Annotated in this window: 21 protein-coding genes, 1 tRNA gene and 2 pseudogenes; 4 read left to right on the forward strand and 20 right to left on the reverse strand. The window is 61.9% G+C overall.

Annotation, left to right across the window (positions count from 1 at the left end; translation table 11 throughout):
- The first annotated feature begins 118 nt into the window (after positions 1-118).
- The 3 genes and pseudogenes from ACZ9CK_RS09815 to ACZ9CK_RS09825 all read left to right on the forward strand — a co-directional run.
- Positions 119-1318, forward strand: a complete 1200-nt coding sequence (locus tag ACZ9CK_RS09815) for a pyridoxal phosphate-dependent aminotransferase (protein WP_426297974.1) — start codon at positions 119-121, stop codon at positions 1316-1318.
- Positions 1315-2274, forward strand: a complete 960-nt coding sequence (locus ACZ9CK_RS09820) for a 2-hydroxyacid dehydrogenase (protein WP_426297976.1) — start codon at positions 1315-1317, stop codon at positions 2272-2274. The genes ACZ9CK_RS09815 and ACZ9CK_RS09820 overlap by 4 nt, the downstream gene beginning before the upstream one ends.
- Positions 2275-2456: 182 nt before the next feature.
- Positions 2457-2516: pseudogene (locus ACZ9CK_RS09825) on the forward strand (DUF2510 domain-containing protein); the annotation flags it as partial.
- A 261-nt stretch (positions 2517-2777) separates the two neighbouring features.
- Here the strand turns inward: ACZ9CK_RS09825 and epsC are convergent.
- From epsC to ACZ9CK_RS09860, 7 genes are all read right to left on the reverse strand, one after another.
- Positions 2778-3356, reverse strand: a complete 579-nt coding sequence (epsC, locus tag ACZ9CK_RS09830; protein ID WP_476049856.1) for a serine O-acetyltransferase EpsC — start codon at positions 3354-3356, stop codon at positions 2778-2780.
- Positions 3357-3410: 54 nt separating this feature from the next.
- Positions 3411-3953 (reverse strand): LysE family translocator, encoded by a 543-nt coding sequence (locus ACZ9CK_RS09835; protein WP_476050889.1) that lies wholly within the window; start codon positions 3951-3953, stop codon positions 3411-3413.
- Between the two features lie 79 nt (positions 3954-4032).
- Positions 4033-4362, reverse strand: coding sequence for a cupin domain-containing protein (locus ACZ9CK_RS09840; RefSeq protein WP_476049857.1), 330 nt, complete (start codon positions 4360-4362; stop codon positions 4033-4035).
- 2 nt (positions 4363-4364) lie between these two features.
- A complete protein-coding gene (locus ACZ9CK_RS09845) occupies positions 4365-5030 on the reverse strand; it encodes a 2OG-Fe dioxygenase family protein (protein WP_476049858.1) in 666 nt (221 codons plus the stop codon).
- Positions 5031-5051: 21 nt separating this feature from the next.
- Complete coding sequence (locus ACZ9CK_RS09850) at positions 5052-5861, reverse strand: RraA family protein (RefSeq protein ID WP_476049859.1); 810 nt, start codon at positions 5859-5861, stop codon at positions 5052-5054.
- The gene (locus ACZ9CK_RS09855; protein WP_476049860.1) at positions 5773-6654 is read right to left on the reverse strand and encodes a branched-chain amino acid transaminase; all 882 of its coding nucleotides are present in this window, start codon (positions 6652-6654) and stop codon (positions 5773-5775) included. The genes ACZ9CK_RS09850 and ACZ9CK_RS09855 overlap by 89 nt, the downstream gene beginning before the upstream one ends.
- Positions 6651-7286 carry a prephenate dehydratase domain-containing protein gene (locus tag ACZ9CK_RS09860; RefSeq protein WP_476049861.1) on the reverse strand — a complete coding sequence of 212 codons (636 nt, stop codon included), beginning with the start codon at positions 7284-7286 and terminating at the stop codon, positions 6651-6653. Before ACZ9CK_RS09860 ends, ACZ9CK_RS09855 begins: the two co-directional genes overlap by 4 nt.
- Positions 7287-8845: 1559 nt before the next feature.
- Here ACZ9CK_RS09860 and ACZ9CK_RS09865 point away from each other — a divergent pair.
- Complete coding sequence (locus tag ACZ9CK_RS09865; protein WP_476049862.1) at positions 8846-9817, forward strand: hypothetical protein; 972 nt, start codon at positions 8846-8848, stop codon at positions 9815-9817.
- Between the two features lie 63 nt (positions 9818-9880).
- Here ACZ9CK_RS09865 and ACZ9CK_RS09870 read toward each other — a convergent pair whose 3' ends face one another.
- The 13 genes and pseudogenes from ACZ9CK_RS09870 to rplU form a co-directional block, all read right to left on the reverse strand.
- Positions 9881-10486, reverse strand: coding sequence for a hypothetical protein (locus ACZ9CK_RS09870; RefSeq protein WP_476049863.1), 606 nt, complete (start codon positions 10484-10486; stop codon positions 9881-9883).
- Positions 10487-11022: 536 nt separating this feature from the next.
- The gene (locus ACZ9CK_RS09875; protein WP_476049864.1) at positions 11023-11220 is read right to left on the reverse strand and encodes a hypothetical protein; all 198 of its coding nucleotides are present in this window, start codon (positions 11218-11220) and stop codon (positions 11023-11025) included.
- Positions 11210-12007, reverse strand: a pseudogene (locus ACZ9CK_RS09880) (enolase C-terminal domain-like protein); the annotation flags it as partial. The gene ACZ9CK_RS09875 and the pseudogene ACZ9CK_RS09880, both read right to left, overlap by 11 nt.
- Before the next feature lie 670 nt (positions 12008-12677).
- Positions 12678-12753: transfer RNA gene (locus tag ACZ9CK_RS09885), tRNA-Ala, on the reverse strand.
- Between the two features lie 155 nt (positions 12754-12908).
- Positions 12909-13307, reverse strand: coding sequence for a ribosome silencing factor (rsfS, locus tag ACZ9CK_RS09890; protein WP_426297978.1), 399 nt, complete (start codon positions 13305-13307; stop codon positions 12909-12911).
- Positions 13308-13369: 62 nt separating this feature from the next.
- Positions 13370-14638 carry a hypothetical protein gene (locus ACZ9CK_RS09895; protein WP_476049865.1) on the reverse strand — a complete coding sequence of 423 codons (1269 nt, stop codon included), beginning with the start codon at positions 14636-14638 and terminating at the stop codon, positions 13370-13372.
- Between the two features lie 8 nt (positions 14639-14646).
- A complete protein-coding gene (gene nadD / locus ACZ9CK_RS09900) occupies positions 14647-15318 on the reverse strand; it encodes a nicotinate-nucleotide adenylyltransferase (RefSeq protein WP_476050890.1) in 672 nt (223 codons plus the stop codon).
- A gap of 1 nt (position 15319) precedes the next feature.
- Complete coding sequence (locus tag ACZ9CK_RS09905) at positions 15320-15559, reverse strand: hypothetical protein (protein WP_426297982.1); 240 nt, start codon at positions 15557-15559, stop codon at positions 15320-15322.
- A gap of 113 nt (positions 15560-15672) precedes the next feature.
- Positions 15673-17049 carry a glutamate-5-semialdehyde dehydrogenase gene (locus tag ACZ9CK_RS09910; RefSeq protein ID WP_476049866.1) on the reverse strand — a complete coding sequence of 459 codons (1377 nt, stop codon included), beginning with the start codon at positions 17047-17049 and terminating at the stop codon, positions 15673-15675.
- Positions 17046-18227 carry a glutamate 5-kinase gene (gene proB, locus ACZ9CK_RS09915; protein WP_476049867.1) on the reverse strand — a complete coding sequence of 394 codons (1182 nt, stop codon included), beginning with the start codon at positions 18225-18227 and terminating at the stop codon, positions 17046-17048. The genes ACZ9CK_RS09910 and proB overlap by 4 nt, the downstream gene beginning before the upstream one ends.
- Positions 18217-19806 (reverse strand): GTPase ObgE, encoded by a 1590-nt coding sequence (gene obgE, locus ACZ9CK_RS09920; RefSeq protein WP_426297988.1) that lies wholly within the window; start codon positions 19804-19806, stop codon positions 18217-18219. The genes proB and obgE overlap by 11 nt, the downstream gene beginning before the upstream one ends.
- Positions 19807-19909: 103 nt before the next feature.
- Positions 19910-20173: a 50S ribosomal protein L27 gene (rpmA, locus tag ACZ9CK_RS09925; RefSeq protein WP_070347479.1), complete on the reverse strand. Its 264-nt coding sequence runs from the start codon at positions 20171-20173 to the stop codon at positions 19910-19912.
- A 61-nt stretch (positions 20174-20234) separates the two neighbouring features.
- A complete protein-coding gene (gene rplU, locus ACZ9CK_RS09930; protein WP_070347480.1) occupies positions 20235-20543 on the reverse strand; it encodes a 50S ribosomal protein L21 in 309 nt (102 codons plus the stop codon).
- Positions 20544-20746 lie beyond the last annotated feature (203 nt).

Below are 20746 nucleotides of genomic sequence, written 5' to 3' on the forward strand. Positions count from 1 at the left end.
TCCCGACATAGTTCCAATGAGATGAAGATCACACTTTGCGATCTGATATATCAATCATATACTAGACCGGATTCCGCCGGAGGATCGATCGTCAACTCGATGAGGAGTGAAACAGCACATGCAGAAACTCGCGCACCGGCTCGAACGCCTGGGCACCGAAACCGCGTTCAGCGTCGCCCAGGCCGCCGCCGCTTGGAAGGCGAAGGGGAACCTCGTGTACCCCTTCCATCTGGGCGACATCAACATCCCCACCGCTCCGAACATCGTGGAGGCTATGAACCGTGCAATCGCTGACGGCTACACGGGCTACTGCCCCGGCCCCGGCATCCCGCAGCTGCGCGAGGCCCTTGCCGAGGACCTCGGCTCCCGCCGCGGCATCGAGTTCACCCCCGAGAACGTGGTCGTGATGACCGGCGGCAAGCCCGTCATCACGAAGTTCCTGCAGGCGGTCATGAACCCCGGTCAGGAAGTGCTCTACCCCAACCCGGGCTTCCCGATCTACGAATCGCAGATCGAGTACCTTGGCGGCACGGCCGTGCCCTACCGTTACGTTCCCACGAGCACCGGGTTCGCGATCGACCTGGACCAGATCCGCGCCTCGATTACCCCGAACACCGCCGCGATCATCTACAACGACCTGCAGAACCCGATCTCGGCCGAGTCGACCGCCGCCGAGCGCGAGGCCATCGCACAGATCGCGATCGAACACGACCTCTGGGTGCTTTCGGACGAGGCCTACTTCGAGACCCGCTACGAAGGGGTCTCGAGCTCGATCGCATCGATTCCCGGCATGGCCGAACGTACGGTCATCCTCTACACCTTCAGCAAGAAGTTCGCCATGACCGGCTCACGCCTGGGCTGCGCCGTCGCCCCGCGCGAAATCGCCCAGGTGCTCAGCACGCTGAACACCAACGATGAATCCTGCACCACGCACTACGTGCAGTGGGCCGGCATCGAAGCGCTCCGCGGCCCCCAGGACTCCGTGCAGCAGATGCTCGACGTCCTGCAGAAGCGCCGCGACACCGCCTGCGAGCTCGTGAATTCCATCCCCGGAATGCACGTCGCCGTGCCGCAGTCCACGTTCTACCTGTTCCCGGACGTCACCGAGGCCATGGAGCGCATGGGTTACACGGCGGTGGGCGACTTCGCCACCGACGCCCTGTACAAGACGGGCGTGTCCTTCTGCACCCGTGAACACTTCGGTCGGCGCCTGCCCGGTGAGGAGCGGCAGTACATCCGCCTGGCCTACTCCGGCATCGAGGCGGCAGACATCCGTGACGGCCTCGGACGCCTGCGCGAATGGATCGTGTCCGCATGAGCCGCGTCGTCGTCACGGGGCGGATCCCCGAAGCCGCGCTCGAAAATCTCCGCGCCGAACACGAGGTCGACGCCTGGACCGGCACGGAATCCATCGGCCGCGAGGAGCTCCTGGCCCGCGTGGCCGGCGCCGACGCCATCGTCAGCCTGCTCACCGAACGCATCGACGGCGAACTCCTCGACGCCGCCGGCCCTCAGCTAAAGGTCGTCTCCAACGTCGCCGTCGGCTATGACAACATCGACGTGCCGGCCTGCACCGCGCGGGGCATCACCGCCACGAACACCCCCGGCGTGCTCACCGAGGCGACCGCGGACATCGCGTTCGGGTTGATCCTCATGGCGACCCGCCGGCTTGGTGAGGGCGAACGGCTCATCCGCGCCGGACAGGCGTGGAAGTGGGGCATGTTCTTCCTGCTCGGGTCCAGCCTGCAGGGCAAGACCCTCGGCGTCGTCGGCATGGGCGGCATCGGCCAGGCGACCGCGCGCCGGGCCAAGGCCTTCGGCATGGACATCGTGTACCAGTCCCGCAGCGAGATCGATCCCGCGGTCGCGGCCGAACTGGGCGCCCGGCGGGTCGAGCTGGATGAACTGCTGGCCGTTTCCGACGTCGTGTCCCTGCACTGCCCCTACGGGCCCGCCACGCACCACCTCATCGGCGCCGAAGAGCTCTCGGCGATGAAGAGCACGGCCTACCTGGTGAACACCGCCCGCGGACCGATCATCGACGAAGCCGCCCTTGCCACCGCCCTGCGCACCGGCGTCATTGCCGGCGCAGGCCTGGACGTCTTCGAGAAGGAACCCCAGGTTTACCCGGAACTGCTGGACCTGGAAAACGTCGTTCTCGTGCCGCACCTCGGCTCGGCCACCGTTGAGACGCGCACGGCCATGGCCGTTCTCGCCGCCGACAACACCCTCGCCGTGCTCCGCGGCGAACAACCACCCACACCGATCGCTTAGCGGGAGGCCTACCGCTAACGCGCACCGACGGACGCAGCAAGTCCGCACTGTTACGAGTACGAGCCCCGTCCCGAAGGACGGGGCTCGTACTCGTTAAGTGACCCAGCCCTAACTCATGTCCATAGACTGGTCCGCACGCGCGTGATCCACGAGCGGACCGGAAACCATGGAGAAGAGGACCGATGGGGACTACAGCGGGATGGTACGACGATGGAACGGGCACCACGCGCTGGTGGGATGGACAGAATTGGACCGAGCAAGTGCAGCCGCCGGCGCCACGCCCGCTACGCGGACGCGATCCCGCGCGTCTGTATCAGGCGCGGACAGGACTGCATCCTTACCAATCTAGAAGCCATCGTCGCCCGCCATCGCAGCTTAATCGGGACCCACCTTTGCGCCGCCGCTGGCCCGGCGGTCGATCACAACGAAGCGATTTGCTGGACTCAGACGACAGTCACTTTGGCGATGGGTCGAGGGAGATCTGGGCTCTTGATCCAGTTTCCTTATATCAAGAGAGCAGGGTCGATAAAATCTATTCTTGGATCCGCCGCCGCATCGGGGTTTTTCCGGCGGGAAGTCGCGGGAATACCGATCGCTACGGAACGTGGCGGAACGTCGCGGACGACGACGGCGTTCGCACCCACGGCGGAGTCATCCCCGACCGTGATGGGGCCCAAGATCTTGGACCCCGCGCCGAGCATCACGTGGTTCCCGATGGTGGGGTGCCGTTTCGTCTTGCTCAGTGCCCGTCCGCCCAGGGTGACCCCCTGGTACATGAGAACGTCGTCACCTATTTCGGCGGTTTCACCTATGACGATGCCAGTGCCGTGGTCGATGAACAGTCGTCGTCCGATGGTTGCTCCGGGGTGAATTTCGATTCCGGTGAGAGCCTTTGACGCTTGGGAGAATACCCTCGCCAGACCTTTCAGGTGCGGTCTCTGCCACATCGCGTGCGCCAGACGATGGCTCCAAATCGCGTGAACCCCTGAATAGACCATTGCGACTTCGAAGAGGTTGGTTGCGGCGGGGTCTTGGGATTTGGCCGCCTGAAGGTCTTCCTTGAGCAGCTTCAGAATCGACATTTTGCTCCTTTGGTAGCAGTCACCCGCATTTTCCATACTGGTTCATGCCACCGTCTAGAGGAACAACATGACTACGGACAGTAACAAAAGAACACCGAGAGTCCGGTTCAGATTTCTCAGCCCGTCCGTTGTCCGGATCAGTCGGGACCCTCCTTGGCCAAGGAGGGCCCAAACGCTGTTCGATATGAGGTTGACCGCCGTAAAAAGCAGTCCCATGAGAACGAGACCCTGGATTCCTCCACCGAGGGTCGCTGGGTAGGTGGCCGATGCCGTCAGCGCCATCAGCCACGCTTTCGGGTTCACGACCTGGAGAGCGCCGAGTTTCCAGAATCCGGCAGCTGCCGGTGACTGAGACGGTATCGAGGGGTCACTGCTGAATATTTTCCAGGCCAGATAGAGTAGGTACGCAGCGCCAATTATCTTGAGTGACATGGACACTGCTGGCACGCTCTGAATTAGCGATCCGACCCCGGTGTTTGTCAGAGCAAGAAGTGCGAGGAATCCTACGGATATGCCAAAGATGGCTGGCAGCGCGGTGCGGAATGGTCTGCCGACCGCTAATGAAGCGACTAAGACGTTATTGGGCCCGGGAGACATTGATACTGCGAACGCGAATGCTAGAAATGCTCCTGTTGAGGCAATCGTCAAGGGGTCTCCCGGGCGTCAGAGTGGGTGGTCAGATTTTGTAATCTTCGCGTACAGGTGTGAACACATCGATACACCTGACTTCGGTTGTGGCGGTGCCGGAATGCAGTACACCGCCAGGGATGACTAACCCGTCGCCAGCCACCAGTTCAAAAGTATCCGCGCCAACCTTCATATGGAACTCTCCGGAGAGAACGTTGACAATCTGTTCATGTGGATGGCTGTGTTCGGGAATCACTGAACCGGATTCGAGGATCCAGGTCGCAACGGTCATTGCGTCGCCGTGGAGGAAGCGTCCATGGGCGCCGGGAAACACCTCGTGTACTTCCGCTTCCGATGACTTCGTATGCAGGGATGCCACTGTCAGTTCCTGATCTCGGGCACTTCGCCGTGTTCGAGAATTTCCCGATGATCGGGGTACGTGAGGATGATGACGTCTCGCCGCGCGGTGCTCTCGTCAATAGGTATCAAGGGCGATGCGTCATGGATGACACGGCGGTCATCGAAACTGACGAGTTCTCCCGGGCGAAGCACGATGTTGTCGACGATCTTCTTGTCGGTTCCGATTTCCCAGACTGAGGTCAGCGCCGACTCGTCAGTGATGTCGTGCCTGTCAACGACGAACACTCCGACGTACTCGTAGCCGTCGCGGTGGCGGCCCTCTGGAACGGGCTCGCCGGCGCCGAGTGTCCGGATTTGATGTGCGGAAAAGTTGAAAGCGGGGGCGTCGATTCCCTCGGCCCAGTGCTGAATCAGGGCCTTGAACGCGGCGCTTTCTTCAATTCCTTCTGGAAGGTCGTTGTAGTCCCTGCGGATGCCGCCGTAGTTTTCGAGTCGATTGATGTCCGAGCTTTGAAATAGCTCGACGTTCTCCAAGCGAACGATGGTGCCGTTTTCGAAGGAGAACCGGGACTGTGTCCTGTGCCGGTACCCCCCCTTGAAGTGTTTGTCGAGTGGAATGTTCTCAAAGGACTCCTGGAGTTCATCGAGGTCGAGTTCCGGTTTGGTGATTTTCACATAGTCGTTCATGATGATCCTCTCAATCGATAGTTAGATTCGGCCGACTTTGTCTATTAGTTCGGGCAGGTATGCGCCGTTGCGGATCTTGCCGAGCATGAGCTCCTCGGTTTTCTCGATCTCTGCACATCTTTCGAGAACTTCCTCCAGCTTGGCGCGTGGGATGATGACGGTGCCATCGCCATCTGAAATGACCCAATCGCCACGATGCACAACGACCCCGTTGATAATGCAGTGGTCCACATCGCTTACTGCTTCGAAAGCACCTTGGGAATCAACAGGAATGAAGCCAGAGCCGACAACGGCGGTTGGTATGTGCTGGACGACCTTCCTGTCCCGAATGGCTCCGCCCAGGACGATCGCTTCAAAGCGAAGATTTTGCGATAGATACATCGTTGACATACCGCCTAGCATTGCTGCGTCCGTCATTAGCGGGCCCGATCCGGCGATGTAGACCTGACCGCGCCCGTCCGTAAGCTCCGGAACGATGAAATTCCGGACTTCCTCCCACGTGCTTGGACCTGGGGCAGTAATCGCCGGACCCTTGCGTACTGAGTGCCAGCGCACTGGATAGGCAGCACCGTGGACCACCGTTGTTGGCGTACCGTTGAGGAATCCAAGACGGGAGTCAAGCACGCACCCCCGGATACCTAAGGCATCCAAGACATCTGAGATAGTCGGCGTTCCGATTCCATGCTCACGGATCCTAAGTTCAACAGAGCTGTGGAGGTCAGTTAGTGCCTCACTCCGCATGCTAGTTCCTCCTTGCCGGGGTGGTTTGGCTTGACACGAGGCCCTTGTATCTCCGCGCCAAAAGCGTGGTGACCGGTCGGTCATCCGCATCGCGGGTGCGTCGCCCGTCGACTGACTCAACGGGAAGAACTTCGGAGGCTGTGCTGGTCAGGAAAACTTCATCGGCGCTGAGTAGCTCCGTCGGGTCGATGTTCCGTTCCTCGACGGCGAAGCCCTCTGAGAGTGCCAACCGTATGACCGTTGCTCTTGTAATCCCTTTCAAGCATCGGTTCTCGTGCGGAGTGACGAGAATTCCGTCTGAAACCATGAAGAGGTTCTGCGCTGAAGCTTCGGAGACAAAGCCTTCGTGATCGAGCAGAACCGCGTCGTCGTAGCCTTGCCGTGCTGCCCAGAGAGTTGCCGTTTTCGACAGGAGGTAATTCCCGGTTGCTTTGGCAAACGACGGATAAGTTTTCGGATCCGGCCGACGATACCGAGAGACACCAAGCCTAAACGCCGTGCCGTTTTCATCCTTTGCGTCCCACTGCCAGGCCAGCACAGCAGTATGAATCGGACGGCGGTCCCGCAGCGTTCCCAGTCCCTCGCCAAGGTAAACAATCGGGCGGATGTACGCCTCTACGAATTCATTGGCCATGAGGACCTCGTGAACAGCATCTATGGTCTGTTCCCTTGTCACGTTCGGTTCAAGTCCGATTTCGCGACAAGACGTCCATAGCCTGTCGATGTGTTCTTCGAGCCTGAAGGCCCGGGCTTCACCGTTGACGTTGTAGGACCTGATGCCCTCGAAGACGCCGTACCCGTAATGAAGCGAATGGTTCCATAGGGAAACCTCATGTTCAGGTCGCATGACCATGCGCCCGTCAACCCAGCTAATCGCGCTCATGCGGTCGACTTGGGCGCATGGATCGTGAAGCCCATAGGAACAGGCCCGAAATCTTCCAACACGGTCAGGCCATAAGCCTCCGCGGCTGGCAGCGTCGTGATGCATGCGTCCACCAATCCATCGCGGCACAGCTCTGCTGCTTTGGAATTACTCGTGGATTCGGTGACTTTCAGGCCGCGGCCGTTGAGCAAACTTCGGGGTGCCGGATGGCTGGCCACCGTACGAACGATCTCTTGTCCCCGGGAGGCAAGCAACATGTTGAAAGTCGGCATGATGAACTGATCGACCAGGGTCAAGCGTTCGAGATTGTTGAATACAAGTTCATGCAAATTTGGGTACACAACGCATCCGAGAAGAACAGCGCCATCCGGATCTCGCAGCAGTCCTTCCAAAGCCTCCTCAAGGGTGCCGTGAAGGATTGTTGTGGCCTGTAAATGACCGTTCGACTTAATCCATAGGCTTGCAGCGGCTTCGCAGTTGGTTCCTCCGGGACCTAACGTGTGAACGATTCGAATATTTGACTGTTCGCTATCAATTACTGGCATGACAAATTCCTCGTCGAAGTAGTGCTCTGCATTGAGGCCAATCAAGAAGGGGCATCTGTCAGCAAACATCTTCAAGTGCATGCTCATCCCCCACGAGCAAGTTACAGCTTGCTTCTCGATTTGAATAATTGTTAACTAAAACGTCTTTAAGTTCCTACAAAAGATTCCGGCGACCTGTTTTACTAAACCGGATGGTTCCCCGTTTTCGGGTCAGTTCATTCATCCATGGTTTTCGAGTGACCGTAGGTCTATCCCTAGGAGGGAGTGTGGTGAGGTTACTTGCGCGTGCTTGGAAAGGGCTGACGGCCAGCCACCAACGGCGACTGGTGGCTCGGTCCCTTCTGGAAATTTTCGTCCTACTTGTCCTATTCTTGACTGTGATCTTCCCAGTTCACGTCGTAATGCAGCTAGTGATATATAGCCTTTACGGATTCGGAACCTTTGCCTTAGGTGTCCACTGGGCCAAAGTCGCCGCCGATTGCGGTGATAAGTCTAAGCAACAGTGAACAACCTGCTGCCGACGAGGAACGACCCCCTGGCGGCGTTTCCGGTTTCGGTGATGCAGCTCGCAGGGCTCGCTCAACACTGTTAGGGAAGGTGCCGGCGGTCCCGAGTAGAAGTCTTCCGGCGCATTGTCTGCTGATGCCCAATTCCATACGAGCCGGACGCATGGTCCAGAATCTCGATGTACTCGGCTTCACCCTGGCCGAGGAACAAAAAGCCGCCATCGCTGGCCTGGGACCGGCGACAGCCCGTCCTACGATCACCGCGACCCGGCAGATGGCGGACTGGCTCGGCGGGCCCCGGTGCAACTATCCCGTTCAGCCACGGACCCATCAACTGACGCTGGCCGGCGCGCAGACCGGCATCGCAACTACCGGCTGGCCCCCGAGAGAGCACCATGCCGCCACACGGGCCGTCTTCGCAAAATCTGGCCGCGCCGACATTGCCGCATTCATCGCAGCCCAAATCGATGATCCGGATTCGTTGGCCGGGAACCGACGATCAGCAACTAACTACCCCCGGATAGGAACCACCCATCTCTCACAAGCTTCGGCGCCACCGGCCTCCTCGGCGCCACGTCGTCAACACCTCCAGGAAAGAGGTATCCCGGCCGGCGACCTTTCGGCCCGGGCCGAACACCGAACGCCAAAACGAACTTCCTCGACAGCCAGCCTTCTTCCTGACATTCTTCCTTCATGGCATCGCGACCTTTCCTGTCCGCGCATCAGATCGAGATTTTGGAATGGATTCGCGATGGCCATCCCGAAAGTATCCTGGTGGACTACTCTCGCCGCATCTCTGCTGGGTGGTTGGCTCGCCGAGATCTCGTCACAGTTAAGGGACGCAGACCCAACTGGACTGCCTCCCTTACAGTCCAAGGCCTAGACGCACTCGCGAGGCCAGGAACTATCGAATCCGCCCAGCCAAGATCAACAAACGAGCCCGGATCCTCCGCTATTTCAAGAAAGGAGACCGCGGAGAATCCCTCGCAGTCGGCGCCCCCGACCACAAGGCTGCCTAAGCCAAAGCCGAAGAGCGAACAACTATTCGATTCTCTCTTGGCGGAAGGCAGTGTGACCGTAGATACGAAGCAATACCAGAGCGTTCGATCTCAGGTTTCGTTTCTAAAAAGGCGCGGTCTCGTGCCGAAATGGCAGTACGTCGACCTTGAGCCAATCACGATTCCCAGGTCCCTTTCCAAACCATCCGAAGCGGTCACGGGGCTCCAACTGCGCGGCGACAACCTGAACATGACCGCTTCGTGCTTCCGCCATGCTCTCCTGGTCACTCAGGCTTTGAGCAGCACCTGCATCGAGCGTGGCTACCGCATCAAAACACGTCCCAAGAATCGGTACGAATGGGAGAACGCGCCACGCTACCAGAACGACCCTCAGTACGCCGGCCATCTCGAGATTGAGATCGAGAAGAGCAGCTTTGTTCTTGCCCTAAGCCAGGAAAGCAAGCCAGTCCCCCACAAGCCCACACCTAGAGAACTGCGTAGCGGGCAGGCTCGGGAATTTGACCATGTCAAAGCCGACTCTCTCAAGATCCGGATTCTTGGCCAAGAACGGTCCTTCTGGCGAAACGAATGGAGCGAGCTCGCCCTCGACGGCTTGGAGTTCCTCCCCCGGCTTCTCCAGGAACTCGAGCTGCGGGCGGAACGAGCGTCGGACGAGCGGCGAAAAGCTGATGAAGAACGGGAACGCACCAAACGCGAATGGGAGACCGCAAAAGCGAAAGCCGTCGAACGATATACACAGGAGAAGAAGCTTGACCTGCTCTACAATCAGCTCGGACGGCGCAGACTCGCGACAGAGTTAGACGACTTCGTCACAGAGCTCCGAGAGAGAGCGGCATCAATCGATGAGCCATTCCGAGGACCAACGAAAGCATGGATCCAATGTCTCGAAGAATATAAAGCAGAAATTGATCCCGCCAACCACCCAATCGGAGTCCCATCAGTTCCAGAGCCAAGGCCCGCCGACCTTGAACCCTTTATGGACGGCTGGAGCGCCACTGGACCATACAAATCCCCACGATTAACTCACGCGAACAGCGTCTTGCCAACGGAGCAATTGCGCCCTTGGCATCCAAACCGTCGCGGCTGGTGGTAATAAGCAGGAAAAACCTGGGTGGCGACAACGCTGCAACGAGAATGACCACACCGCCCCCTATGACTATGGATTGATCCGTTTCTTGAGCACCTCGAAGATGTTGTCGCCGTATCGTGCCTTTACGCGGTGTTTTGTCCCGCGCTGAATCTCGGAAATCAACTTGCTCACCGATTCCGCATGTTCAAAGTCACCACCGGCGGCGAAGAAGGCGCGAAGCCATGGAGCAATCTTCACGGGGTATCCGTGCTGCGCAAAGGTACGGATTAGCTGAACCACAGCCTCCTTTCCGCGTCCCGTCGAGAGCCCGCCTTCCTGCTCGTGCACCATACATTTGCCAGCCTCAACCAGCATGGTGTCGGGCAACGGATGCACCGTGTTTGTATGGAGGTTCATCGCGCCAAGTCCTTCAAGCAAAGAACGCACTGGATCGGCGGACGACCACACGATCACAAACAGCTTGGCAAGCAAATCCTGCTCTACGAGCGCACGGAGAAGTTCACAGTCGTCCCTTTCATAGGGGTGCATTACCGTGATTGCCCGCTCGACGCGGATACCCTCCTTGAGAAGCTTTCTAAGCTCCGCAGTAGTGCCAACCGCCGGCGGTTCTCCCTCGGTAACGAACTCGGCGAACTCCTTATCTGCGCTGGCAGGTTCGTGGTAGCGCTTCAAGTCGCAGGTGACGAATTGGTGCGGCGGACCGCCCAGTCATTCACGAAGGATGGCGCTCTGCGGAACCATGGCCGTTCCGTTCTGTCCCCAGTCTTTACGGATCATGTAAGCAAGTTCAGTCATGGAACAAACTGTCGCAGATACCACTGACATTTTTTGAGTCGCACCCGGGCCAGGCCAGGCGTGGAGGCGCCTGCTTGTCTGTCCGCCAAGCCAGTGCAGCGCCACCTCAACGTCGCGGGCCCTCCAACGCTCTCCTTGTTCCGCGGCCAGGTCTCTGAGGGATTCGACCAACTCCATATATCGGCCATACCTACCTGGCGCCTTCGTGAGCGTCAAACCAAGCCTTTCAAGGCCCGCCTGGGCACGCTTGTCATACACCGCCAACCGTTCCGGGGCAGCTGCAAATAAGAGTGCAGAGGCCAAAGCATCGCCGGACTCAAAACCAGGAAGCGCAGAAAGAGCGCGACGACCTTCCACCGCAGCCGCCCGTATTGAAAGAGATTCATCGGTTACAGCAGCTACGGCAACCGCAGTCACTTCGCGGACATCGCGGTCTGGCTGCGATCCAAGCCGCATTCACGTGGTTTGGCTTTGAATCGGTCGCTCAAATCATACTTTGCGCCGATCGCCTCGGCGAGGGCCTCACCCACAGTGCTCTTCCCGCAGCCGGAGACGCCCATCACCACTACGTGGTGGCGGGCGGGTCCTGCCAGGTCCGCCTCACCAGTCATGAACGGTGCCGTCCACGAGCCGGTTGTAAGGCAGGTATGCCTGCTGGTACGGAAAGGAGTTGGCCGCTTCCTCGTTGAATTCGACGCCGAGGCCTGGCTTGTCGCCGGGGTGCAAATACCCGTCCTTGAATGTCATGGACTGCTCGAAGACCGTGTTGGTCTTGTCCGAGTGCTGCATGTACTCCTGGATGCCGTAGTTGTGGATGGCCAGGCCCACGTGCAGCTGGGCGGCGAAACCGACCGGGGAAATGTCGGTGGGGCCGTGGAAGCCGGACTTGATCTGATACTGCGCCGCGAAATCCATGACCTTCTTCAACGGGGAGATGCCGCCGAAGTGCGTGGAAGCCGCCCGGACGTAGTCGATCAGGTGTTCCTTGATGAGGGTCTGGAAGTCGTAGACGGTGTTGAAGATTTCACCGATCGCCAGCGGGGTGGTGGTGTGCTGGCGGACCAGACGCAGGCCTTCCTGGTTTTCGGCCGGGGTGCAGTCCTCGAGCCAGAACAGGTCGTAAGGTTCCAGGGCTTTGCCGAGCTTGGCGGCTTGGATCGGGGTCATGCGGTGGTGGCCGTCGTGCAGCAGCGGGATTTCCGGGCCGAATTCGGTGCGCACTGCTTCGAAAACGGTCGGCAAATGGCGCAAGTACGCGCGCGTGTCCCAGTCCTCCTCCTGCGGGAACGCACCGCGGCCCGCGGGCTCGTAGTCGTAGCGTTCGCCGGAGGCCTGGGCCTGCGCGGCCACCCCGCATACGGCTTTGATGCCCGGAATGGCGGTCTGGATCCAGATCGAAGTCGGCTCGAAGATGCCATGGTCAAGGAGCACGCCAAACTTCGGTTCACCCCCGAATTCATTCAGCTCGCCCGCACCCGGATCAAGGAAGCGCGGGAGCAGAAGGAACAAGCTAACCGACTGCTCCAACAGCAGCTAACTTCAACGTTGGAAGACTGTGACGCAAAAGAGGAGAATCTTCTGGATCTCGTGGCAGAGGGCATCATCCCCAAAGCAAGGGTCCGTACACGACTCGCAAGCATCGACGAACAACGAAGACGAGTACGGGACCAGTTGGCGAACGTTGAGGCTGACCTCGAGGCCGGGGCCAGGCGCCTAGAGTTCGTCCTAGACCTCCTCACCGATCCGGAGGCACTCTATCTTGCAGCCACCGATCAGGAACGACGGCAACTCAACCAAGCCATCTTCATCAAAGTCCTCGTTGAGGACGAGGAAGTCACCGGGACACTACTACGCGAACCACTTGCCACACTCGCTGCCACGGCACAGGGCTATCAAGCCCTTAGGGGTGGCATGAACAACGAAGAGGCACTTGAGCGAACCCGCGACGCCCACAGGATCTTCACGGACACGAAAAAGGGAACCGCCAAATCTGACGATTCCCTTTCGGTGCTCGTTGAGGACCTATTCAGAGGCATTTGTGATGCCAATGTTTCGAATAAGACCACTGTGGTGGAGGTAAGGGGATTCGAACCCCTGACCTTCTGCATGCCATGCAGACGCGCTACCAACTGCGCCATACCCCCGTATTTTCGTTGCTTCACAAGCGTGGAAAGACTTGGGAAAGTCCCTCCCGCCTTGCCTTGCGGCGAAGCAACTCCAATATCTTAGAACAGCCTTTCCGAAAATTCCAAATCGGGCATACTTTGGCTGTCCTGCCCCGCCAATCCGGGGTTTCGGCTCAGGCGCCTTCCTGGATCGCGGGCGAACCGTGGTCCTTGCCGTTGAGCTCGAGGTCCACCACCGGGCAGTCCTTCCAAAGCCGCTCCAGGGCGTAGAACACCCGGTCCTCGCTGTGCTGGACGTGCACCACGATGTCCGCGTAGTCCAGCAGGACCCAGCGGCCTTCGGAGCGGCCTTCACGGCGCACGGGGCGCAGGTCCTGCTTGAGCAGTTCCTCTTCGATGCCGTCGACGATGGCGTTGACCTGGCGCTCCGTGGGAGCGGAGGCGATCAGGAAGACGTCAGTGAGGGCCAAACGGTCGCTTACGTCCAGGGCGACGATATCCTCGGCGAGCTTGTCCGCTGCCGCGCGGGCGGCATGGCGGGCCAGGACGATGGATGATTCATGTGCAGTCACGGGACTCCTTGTATGTGGTGATTATTCCGGTGCAGGCCAAATACCTGCCGATGTCTGGGGGCTCAGCGGGTGTTTCCGCTGGCAAAGAACACGATGCCTGCAATGACGGCGGCTACAGCAATCACGGCCAGGCACAGGATGAGCAATTGCTGGCGGCGCGCACGGGCCAGCCCGGCGGTCGCGGCGTCGAGCGGTTCAAGCCCATAGGCGGTGCGCGCAGCGACAGGCGCTGCCGGCGACGTTCCTTCGGAGTCGACGACGGCATCCCCCGCGGTCCGCTTGCGGGCCGCCGTCGCTGCGGCCTCCGCCCGGGCCAGGACGGCCGCGCGGCCGCGCTTGCTGCGCTGCTTTGCCGCTGTTGCCTGTTCCTTGCTCAGTTTCGGTCCGGCGGAGGTCACCAGGGGGACAAAGCTGGTTGCCGGTGCCTTCATCATGGGCCGGTCGGAGCCCGGAACCTTCACGAATTCAAGCGGCGTCACCATGGCCAGATTGTTCGCCGTCGCCGGGCCGGTCTTGACGACGGGCGGACGGAGGGTCTGTTCGGCGAGCTTCTGTTTGGCCTCGGCGCGCTTGTTGAGGATGGCTTCCCGTTCGGCCTCGGCGATCTGCCGGGCAAGGGCCTGCGGGTCCTCGGGGGCTTCCTCGGCCATCTGCGCTTCAGTGGTTCCTTGGGATGCGCTCTCCAGGGCCGCAATATGTCCGAGCTTGTTGGCCTGGTTGCGGGCCTGGGCAGTCAACAGCTCCCTGGCCGCGAGTGCCTGTTCCACGGACATCTCCGGCCGTTCCCCGGAAGGCTCCGGAGCGGAAGCGGGAGGCCCGGCAGTAACCCTGATGGCGCCGTCGGGAGCGGCGCGGTACGGACCGGCCTGCGCAGGCTTGCCGGCCACATCGCCGTCGGCCGGGGCGGGCGCCGGAACGACCGGGATCGCCGACGCCGGCGCATCGCCGGACGGCGCCGCTGCTGCCGGTGCGACCAGCGGCAGCATGGACGTGCCCGGGGCCAGTTCCTCCTGGAGCTGCTGGAGCCGGAGCTGCCGGCGCGTCGGAGGGCCGCCCTTGGACAGCTGCCCTTCCTTGTCAGCGAGTTCCTTGATGGCTCTCAGCGCGGCGCGGTCCCGGGCCCGGATTTGGGAGGAACGTTCAGCGCTGGACGCCGCGTCCACCGGCGCATCGGCGACCCGCCGGACGCGACTGGTTTCGGGACCGGATTTCGTGGGCGCCTCGGCCGTGCCGGAGCCTGCCACGTGTTCCAGCGGCATGTGTTCCAGGTGCTGTTCCCGGGCTCGACGAAGCTCACGCCGGCTGCGGATGGGGGGCTGTTCCTGGCTCATTCAAAAACTCACTCAGTAAGTGCTCGGCGGTCTGATCCGGTCAATGACGGCATGGACGCTGCGGGCCGTTTGTCCGCGTAGAGGCCGTACTTTGCGATGTACTGCACCACGCCGTCGGGAACGAGGTACCACACAGGGTTTCCGACGGCCACGCGGGCGCGGCAATCGGTCGAGGAAATCGCCATGGCCGGGACCTCGAGGAGGCTGACGTCCTCCCTGCCCATGTCATCGAGCACGTGGCCGGGCCTGGTGACGCCCACGAAATGCGCCAGCTTCCAGAGCTCATCCACGTCCTTCCAGGACAGGATCTGGGCCAGGGCATCGGCGCCCGTGATGAAGAAAAGGTCCGCGTCTGGGCGCTGGGCGCGCAGGTCACGCAGGGTGTCGATGGTGAAGGTAGGACCGGGACGGTCCACGTCCACGCGGCTGACCGTGAAGTTCGGGTTCGACGCGGTGGCGATCACTGTCATGAGGTAACGGTGTTCGGGCTCGCTGACCTTCCTGCTGGACTTCTGCCAAGGCTGGCCCGTGGGCACGAAGACGACCTCGTCCAGATGGAACTTGGCGGCGACCTCGCTCGCGGCAACCAAGTGGCCGTGATGGATGGGATCGAACGTCCCACCCATCACGCCAAGGCGGATCCTGCGCCCCGTGTCCTCGAAGGGTTTTGCAGCGGAAATCTTAGTGGCCAAACCCTGAGTGCTTGGCCGGGTGCTGGCGGTGCGGATCCGAGTGCTCGTCGACGGGCTCGTGGCGGTTGCCCAGGTTGGTGTAGGACAGGGTCACGAACATCAGCACGCACAGGATGGCAAACATCGAGACGCCGAAGACCCACGGCTCAACCCACAGCGGAGCGAGTTCCTCATGGCCACCTTCGCCGCCCTGTGCGGCAATGGAAACGGCGATCTGTTGAAACTGCATGCTCTCCCCTAATGGTTCAAAGGATTTCGACGGCGGATCCTCCCGCCGCTCCGGACTTCTGTTCTATGTTACAGCGTTGGCGTTGGGGCAATGCCCCGCCACCGGCAGTGGGCTCAGGCCCGTACCTGGCCTTCGCCCTGGACGATCCACTTGGTGGTGGTCAGTTCCGTCAGGCCCATCGGGCCACGGGCGTGCAGCTTCTGGGTGGAGATGCCCACCTCGGCGCCCAGGCCAAGTTCGCCGCCGTCGGTGAAACGGGTGGAGGCATTGACGATCACGGCCGCGGAGTCGATCTCGGCAATGAACTTCTCGGCGTTGGCGAGGTTGTTCGTCAGGATCGCCTCGGTGTGGCCGGTGGTCCACTTGCGGATGTGGCTGACGGCGGCGTCGAGGTTGTCCACCATGGCCACGGCAAGGTCCAGGTCCATGTATTCGGTGGCCCAGTCGTCATCGTCGGCCGGCACGGTCTCCACCTTGCCCGCGAGGGCCTGGGCCACACGGTCATCGACATGCAGCGTGACACCGGCAGCCCGCAGTGCGGCGGCGACGGCGGGCAGCACCGCGGAGCCGGAGTGGACCAGCAGGGTCTCCACCGTGTTGCAGACGCTGGGCCGCTGGGTCTTGGCGTTGAGCAGGATCTCCACGGCCATTTCCTCGCCGGCGGACTCGTCGATGAAGATGTGCACGTTGCCTTCACCGGTCTCAATCACCGGCACCGAGGAGTTGTTCACCACCGTCTGGATGAGGTCACGGCCGCCGCGCGGAATAAGCACGTCGACCCGTCCCCGGGCACGCATCAGTACGTTGGCGCCTTCGCGCCCGAACTGGTCCACGGTCTGCACGGCGTCGGCAGGCAGGCCGACCGATTCCAACGCCTCCCGCAGGATCACCACGAGGGCAGCATTGGTGTGCGCAGCGGCCGAACCGCCGCGCAGGATCACGGCGTTGCCGCTCTTCAGGGCCAGGCCGGCGATGTCCACGGTGACGTTGGGGCGGGCTTCGTAGATCGCCGCGACAACCCCCATGGGTACGTTGACCTGGCGCAGGCGAAGGCCGTTGGGAAGCGTCTGGCCACGGACCACGTTGCCCACGGGATCGGGCAGGCCCGCGAGGTTTTCGAGCGCGGCCACGAGGCCTTCGATGCGGGCCGGGGTCAGGGTGAGCCGGTCCAGCAGGGCCTTGGAGGTGCCATTGCTGCGGCCGGCTTCGACGTCCTTGGCGTTGGCCGCGAGGACGGTTGCCTGGCGCTCGACCAGAGCTTCGGCGATTGCCCGCAATGCGCGGTCCTTCCACGCCCGGTTTGCCTGCGCCATGCGGCGGGCGGCTTTGCGGGAGCGGTCGGCGATGGCGTGGACGGCAGCCTCAACTTCCTGGGCATCGAGTTCCCGGGGCGCCAGCGACTCCGGGGTTTCCGCAGGCGGAACGGCACCGGAAAGGGCTCCGGTGGTTGCTGCGTCGGAAACGGCCTGGGGAGTCAGTGCTTCAGTCATGCTCCAAGTTTAGTGGAGCCCGCCGACGGGACCAGAACGAGGTCGTCAACATGGACAACAACGCGGTCATATCCGCTGCCCAGTTCCTTGGCGAGTTCCTTCGTGGAACGGCCCAGCATGCGCGGAAGCTCCTCCGCGGAGTAGTTGACCAGGCCCCGCGCGATCACGGTTCCGTCGCCGGCCACCATTTCCACGGGGTCGCCGGCCTCGAAATCCCCGGTAACGGAAGAAATACCGGCGGGCAGCAGCGAAGTGTGGCGGTCGCGCACAGCCCGCACCGCGCCGTCGTCGAGCACCAGGCGTCCGCGCACGGAGGCCAGATGCGCCAGCCACAGCAGCCGGACGGGTTTCCGCCCGGCGTTCACGGCAAACCAGGTGCCGACGTCCTCCCCCGCCAGCGCCGCGGCGGCGTTGGCGGTGGAGGTGACAAGGGCGTGGATACCGGAACCGGCTGCGATGCTGGCCGCCTCGACCTTGGTCATCATGCCGCCGGTCCCGACGCCGGCCTTGCCGGCCTTGCCGATGATCACCCCTTCGAGGTCCGCGGGGCCGGTGACCAGCGGGATGCGCTTGGCCCCCTTGGCGGGCGGGCCGTCATAGAGGGCGTCGACGTCGGACAGCAGCACGAGCGCGTCCGCGCGCACCAGGTGCGCCACGAGGGCGGCCAGCCGGTCGTTGTCGCCGAAGCGGATCTCGTGCGTGGCCACGGTGTCGTTCTCGTTCACCACCGGCACCACGCCCAGGTTGAGCAGCCGGTCCAGGGCGCGGTAGGCGTTGCTGTGCTGGGTGCGCCGCATGAGGTCATCTGCCGTGAGCAGCACCTGGCTGACGGTCACGCCGTGGGCGGAGAACGCCTGCGTGTAGCGGGCCATCAGCAGTCCCTGCCCCACGCTGGCCGCAGCCTGCTGGGTGGCCAGGTCCTTGGGCCGCTTGGCCAGGCCCAGCGGCGCGAGCCCGGCGGCGATCGCCCCCGAGGAAACCAGGATGATTTCGCTGCCCGCATTGCGCTTGCGCGCGAGGGCGTCGACGAGGGCGGTCAGGGAGCGTTCCGAGATGCCGCCCTTGATGCTGGTGAGCGAGGAGGAACCGACCTTGACCACGATCCGCCTGGCCGTGGCGAGGGCTTCGCGTTCGGCGGTGTCCGCAGGGGTGGACACTGCATCCGTGCTAGTCGTCATTGCCGTCTTCCAGGCCGCTTTCGGTCACCGGACGGGCAGCACGACGGCGGCTGACGGATTCCGTCCAGATGCCCGCCTTGCGCTCGGCCTCGAGTTCGGCGCGGGCGGCAGCCTTGGCTTCGCGGCGTTCGATCTGTTCTTCGCGCTTCTGGGAACGGGTGGGGCGGTCGCCGATGTCCGCGATGCGGATGTCGGTACCGCGCGGGGTGGCAAGCAGTTCGGCGCCGGCCATCATTGTGGGCTCCCAGTCGAACACCACGCCGTCTTCGCCGCCGATCACCACGGTATCGCCGGGCTTGGCACCCATCTTGAACAGCTCGGTTTCGATACCGAGTTTTGCCAGACGGTCCGCCAGGTAGCCGATGGCTTCTTCGTTGGTGAAGTCGGTCTGCTTGACCCAACGCACGGGCTTCTCGCCGAGCACGCGGAAGAGCGGCTCGAGGTTCTTCTCCTCGCGGCGGATGGTGAAGCCGGTTTCGTTGACGGCACGCGGGCGCAGCACGGGGGCGGCAACCTTCGGCGGAGCTGCCTGGACGGCGTCGCGGGCGGCCTGGACGATTCCGGCCATCGCGAAGCTCAGGGGGCGCAGGCCTTCGTGGCTGGTGGCGGAGACTTCAAAGACGCGGTAGCCGCGGGCCTCGAGGTCCGGGCGCACGAACTCGGCCATGTCCTTGCCGTCGGGCAGGTCAACCTTGTTCAGCACCACCAGTTTGGGGCGCTCGTTCAGCGGAACCACTTCGCCGTCAGCACCGGCGTAGCTCATGTCCACTGCGTACTTCTCGAGTTCGGCCTCGATGATGGCGAGGTCGGACAGCGGATCACGGTCGGATTCCAGGGTTCCGCAGTCAAGCACGTGGACCAAGGCGGCGCAACGCTCGACGTGGCGCAGGAAGTTGTGGCCCAGTCCCTTGCCTTCGCTGGCGCCTTCGATCAGGCCGGGAACGTCGGCAATGGTGAAGCGGACATCGCCAGCCTGCACCACGCCGAGGTTCGGCACCAGGGTGGTGAACGGGTAGTCGGCAATCTTGGGCCGGGCGGCGGACATGGCAGCAATGAGGCTGGACTTGCCGGCCGAGGGGAAGCCAACGAGGGCGATGTCGGCAATGGACTTCAGTTCCAGAACGATGTCCCTGGCTTCGCCTTCGATGCCAAGGAGCGCGAACCCGGGGGCTTTGCGCTTCTGGGAAGACAGGGAGGCGTTGCCGAGGCCGCCGATGCCGCCTGCAGCAGCAAGGTATTCGGCCCCGATGCCGACGAGGTCGGCCAGCACGGTGCCGTCCTTGCTCTTGACCACAGTGCCGTCCGGAACGGGGAGCACAAGGGTTTCGCCGTTCTTGCCGCCACGCCAGTCGCCCATGCCGGGGCCTCCGTTGGTGGCGTGCCGGTGCGGGGCGTGGTGGTAGTCAAGCAAGGTGGTGGTCTGGCCGTCGACGCGCAGGATGACGTCGCCGCCGTTGCCGCCGTTGCCACCGTCCGGGCCGCCGAGCGGCTTGAACTTCTCCCGCTTGACCGATACACAGCCGTGGCCGCCTGTTCCGCCGGATACGTGAAGTACTACCCGGTCTACGAAGGTGGCCACGTTTTTCTCCTCTGTGTATGCAAAAACTCTAAAAGATTCTAATGCTGTTAAAAGACAAGTGGAGCGGGCCGCCTGGCCCGCTCCACCCGTTCAGAATGTGTTGTTACTCTGCAGCTGCAGCAGCAACGATGTTCACGACACGGCGGCCGCGACGGGTGCCGAATTCGACAGCGCCGGCCTGCAGAGCGAACAGGGTGTCGTCGCCACCGCGGCCGACACCGGCGCCCGGGTGGAAGTGGGTGCCGCGCTGGCGGACGATGATCTCGCCGGCGGAAACAACCTGACCGCCGAAGCGCTTCACGCCGAGGCGCTGTGCGTTGGAGTCACGACCGTTGCGAGTGGAGCTCGCGCCCTTTTTATGTGCCATTTGAAATGCCTGCCTTTAAGGTTCTTGGGAAATCTGGTGAAACCCGGAAAGCAACCAGTGGTTACTTGATGCCGGTGATCTTGATCTTGGTCAGTTCCTGACGGTGACCTTGGCGCTTCTTGTAGCCGGTCTTGTTCTTGAACTTCTGGATGACGATCTTCGGACCACGGAGGTCTTCGAGGATCTCAGCCGTAACCTTGACCTTGGCCAGGTCCGCAGCAGCGGAGGTGACCTTGTCGCCGTCTACCAGGAGCAGTGCGGGCAGCTCGAGGGTGCTTCCGACTTCACCGGGGACGCGGTTGAGGGTTACGTAGTCTCCAACGGAAACCTTTTCTTGGCGGCCGCCTGCGCGGACAATCGCGTACACCACTTGGGCACTCACTTCTCTCGACGTTTCTTACAAAAATTTGCGTGCGGAACCCCGGAGCCATTGTGGTCCTGATTCACGCTGTGCCTCAACGCCGTGAACTCCAGAAAGAAGCCCGTGAGTCATCCCTGAACAGATCCAGGGGGCATAACCCAAGTGTTGGCGTAAGCACCGAAGATCTAGATTACGCTAGTTTCGCCTTCGGC

It is taken from the genome of Arthrobacter sp. TE26545, from assembly GCF_056279005.1.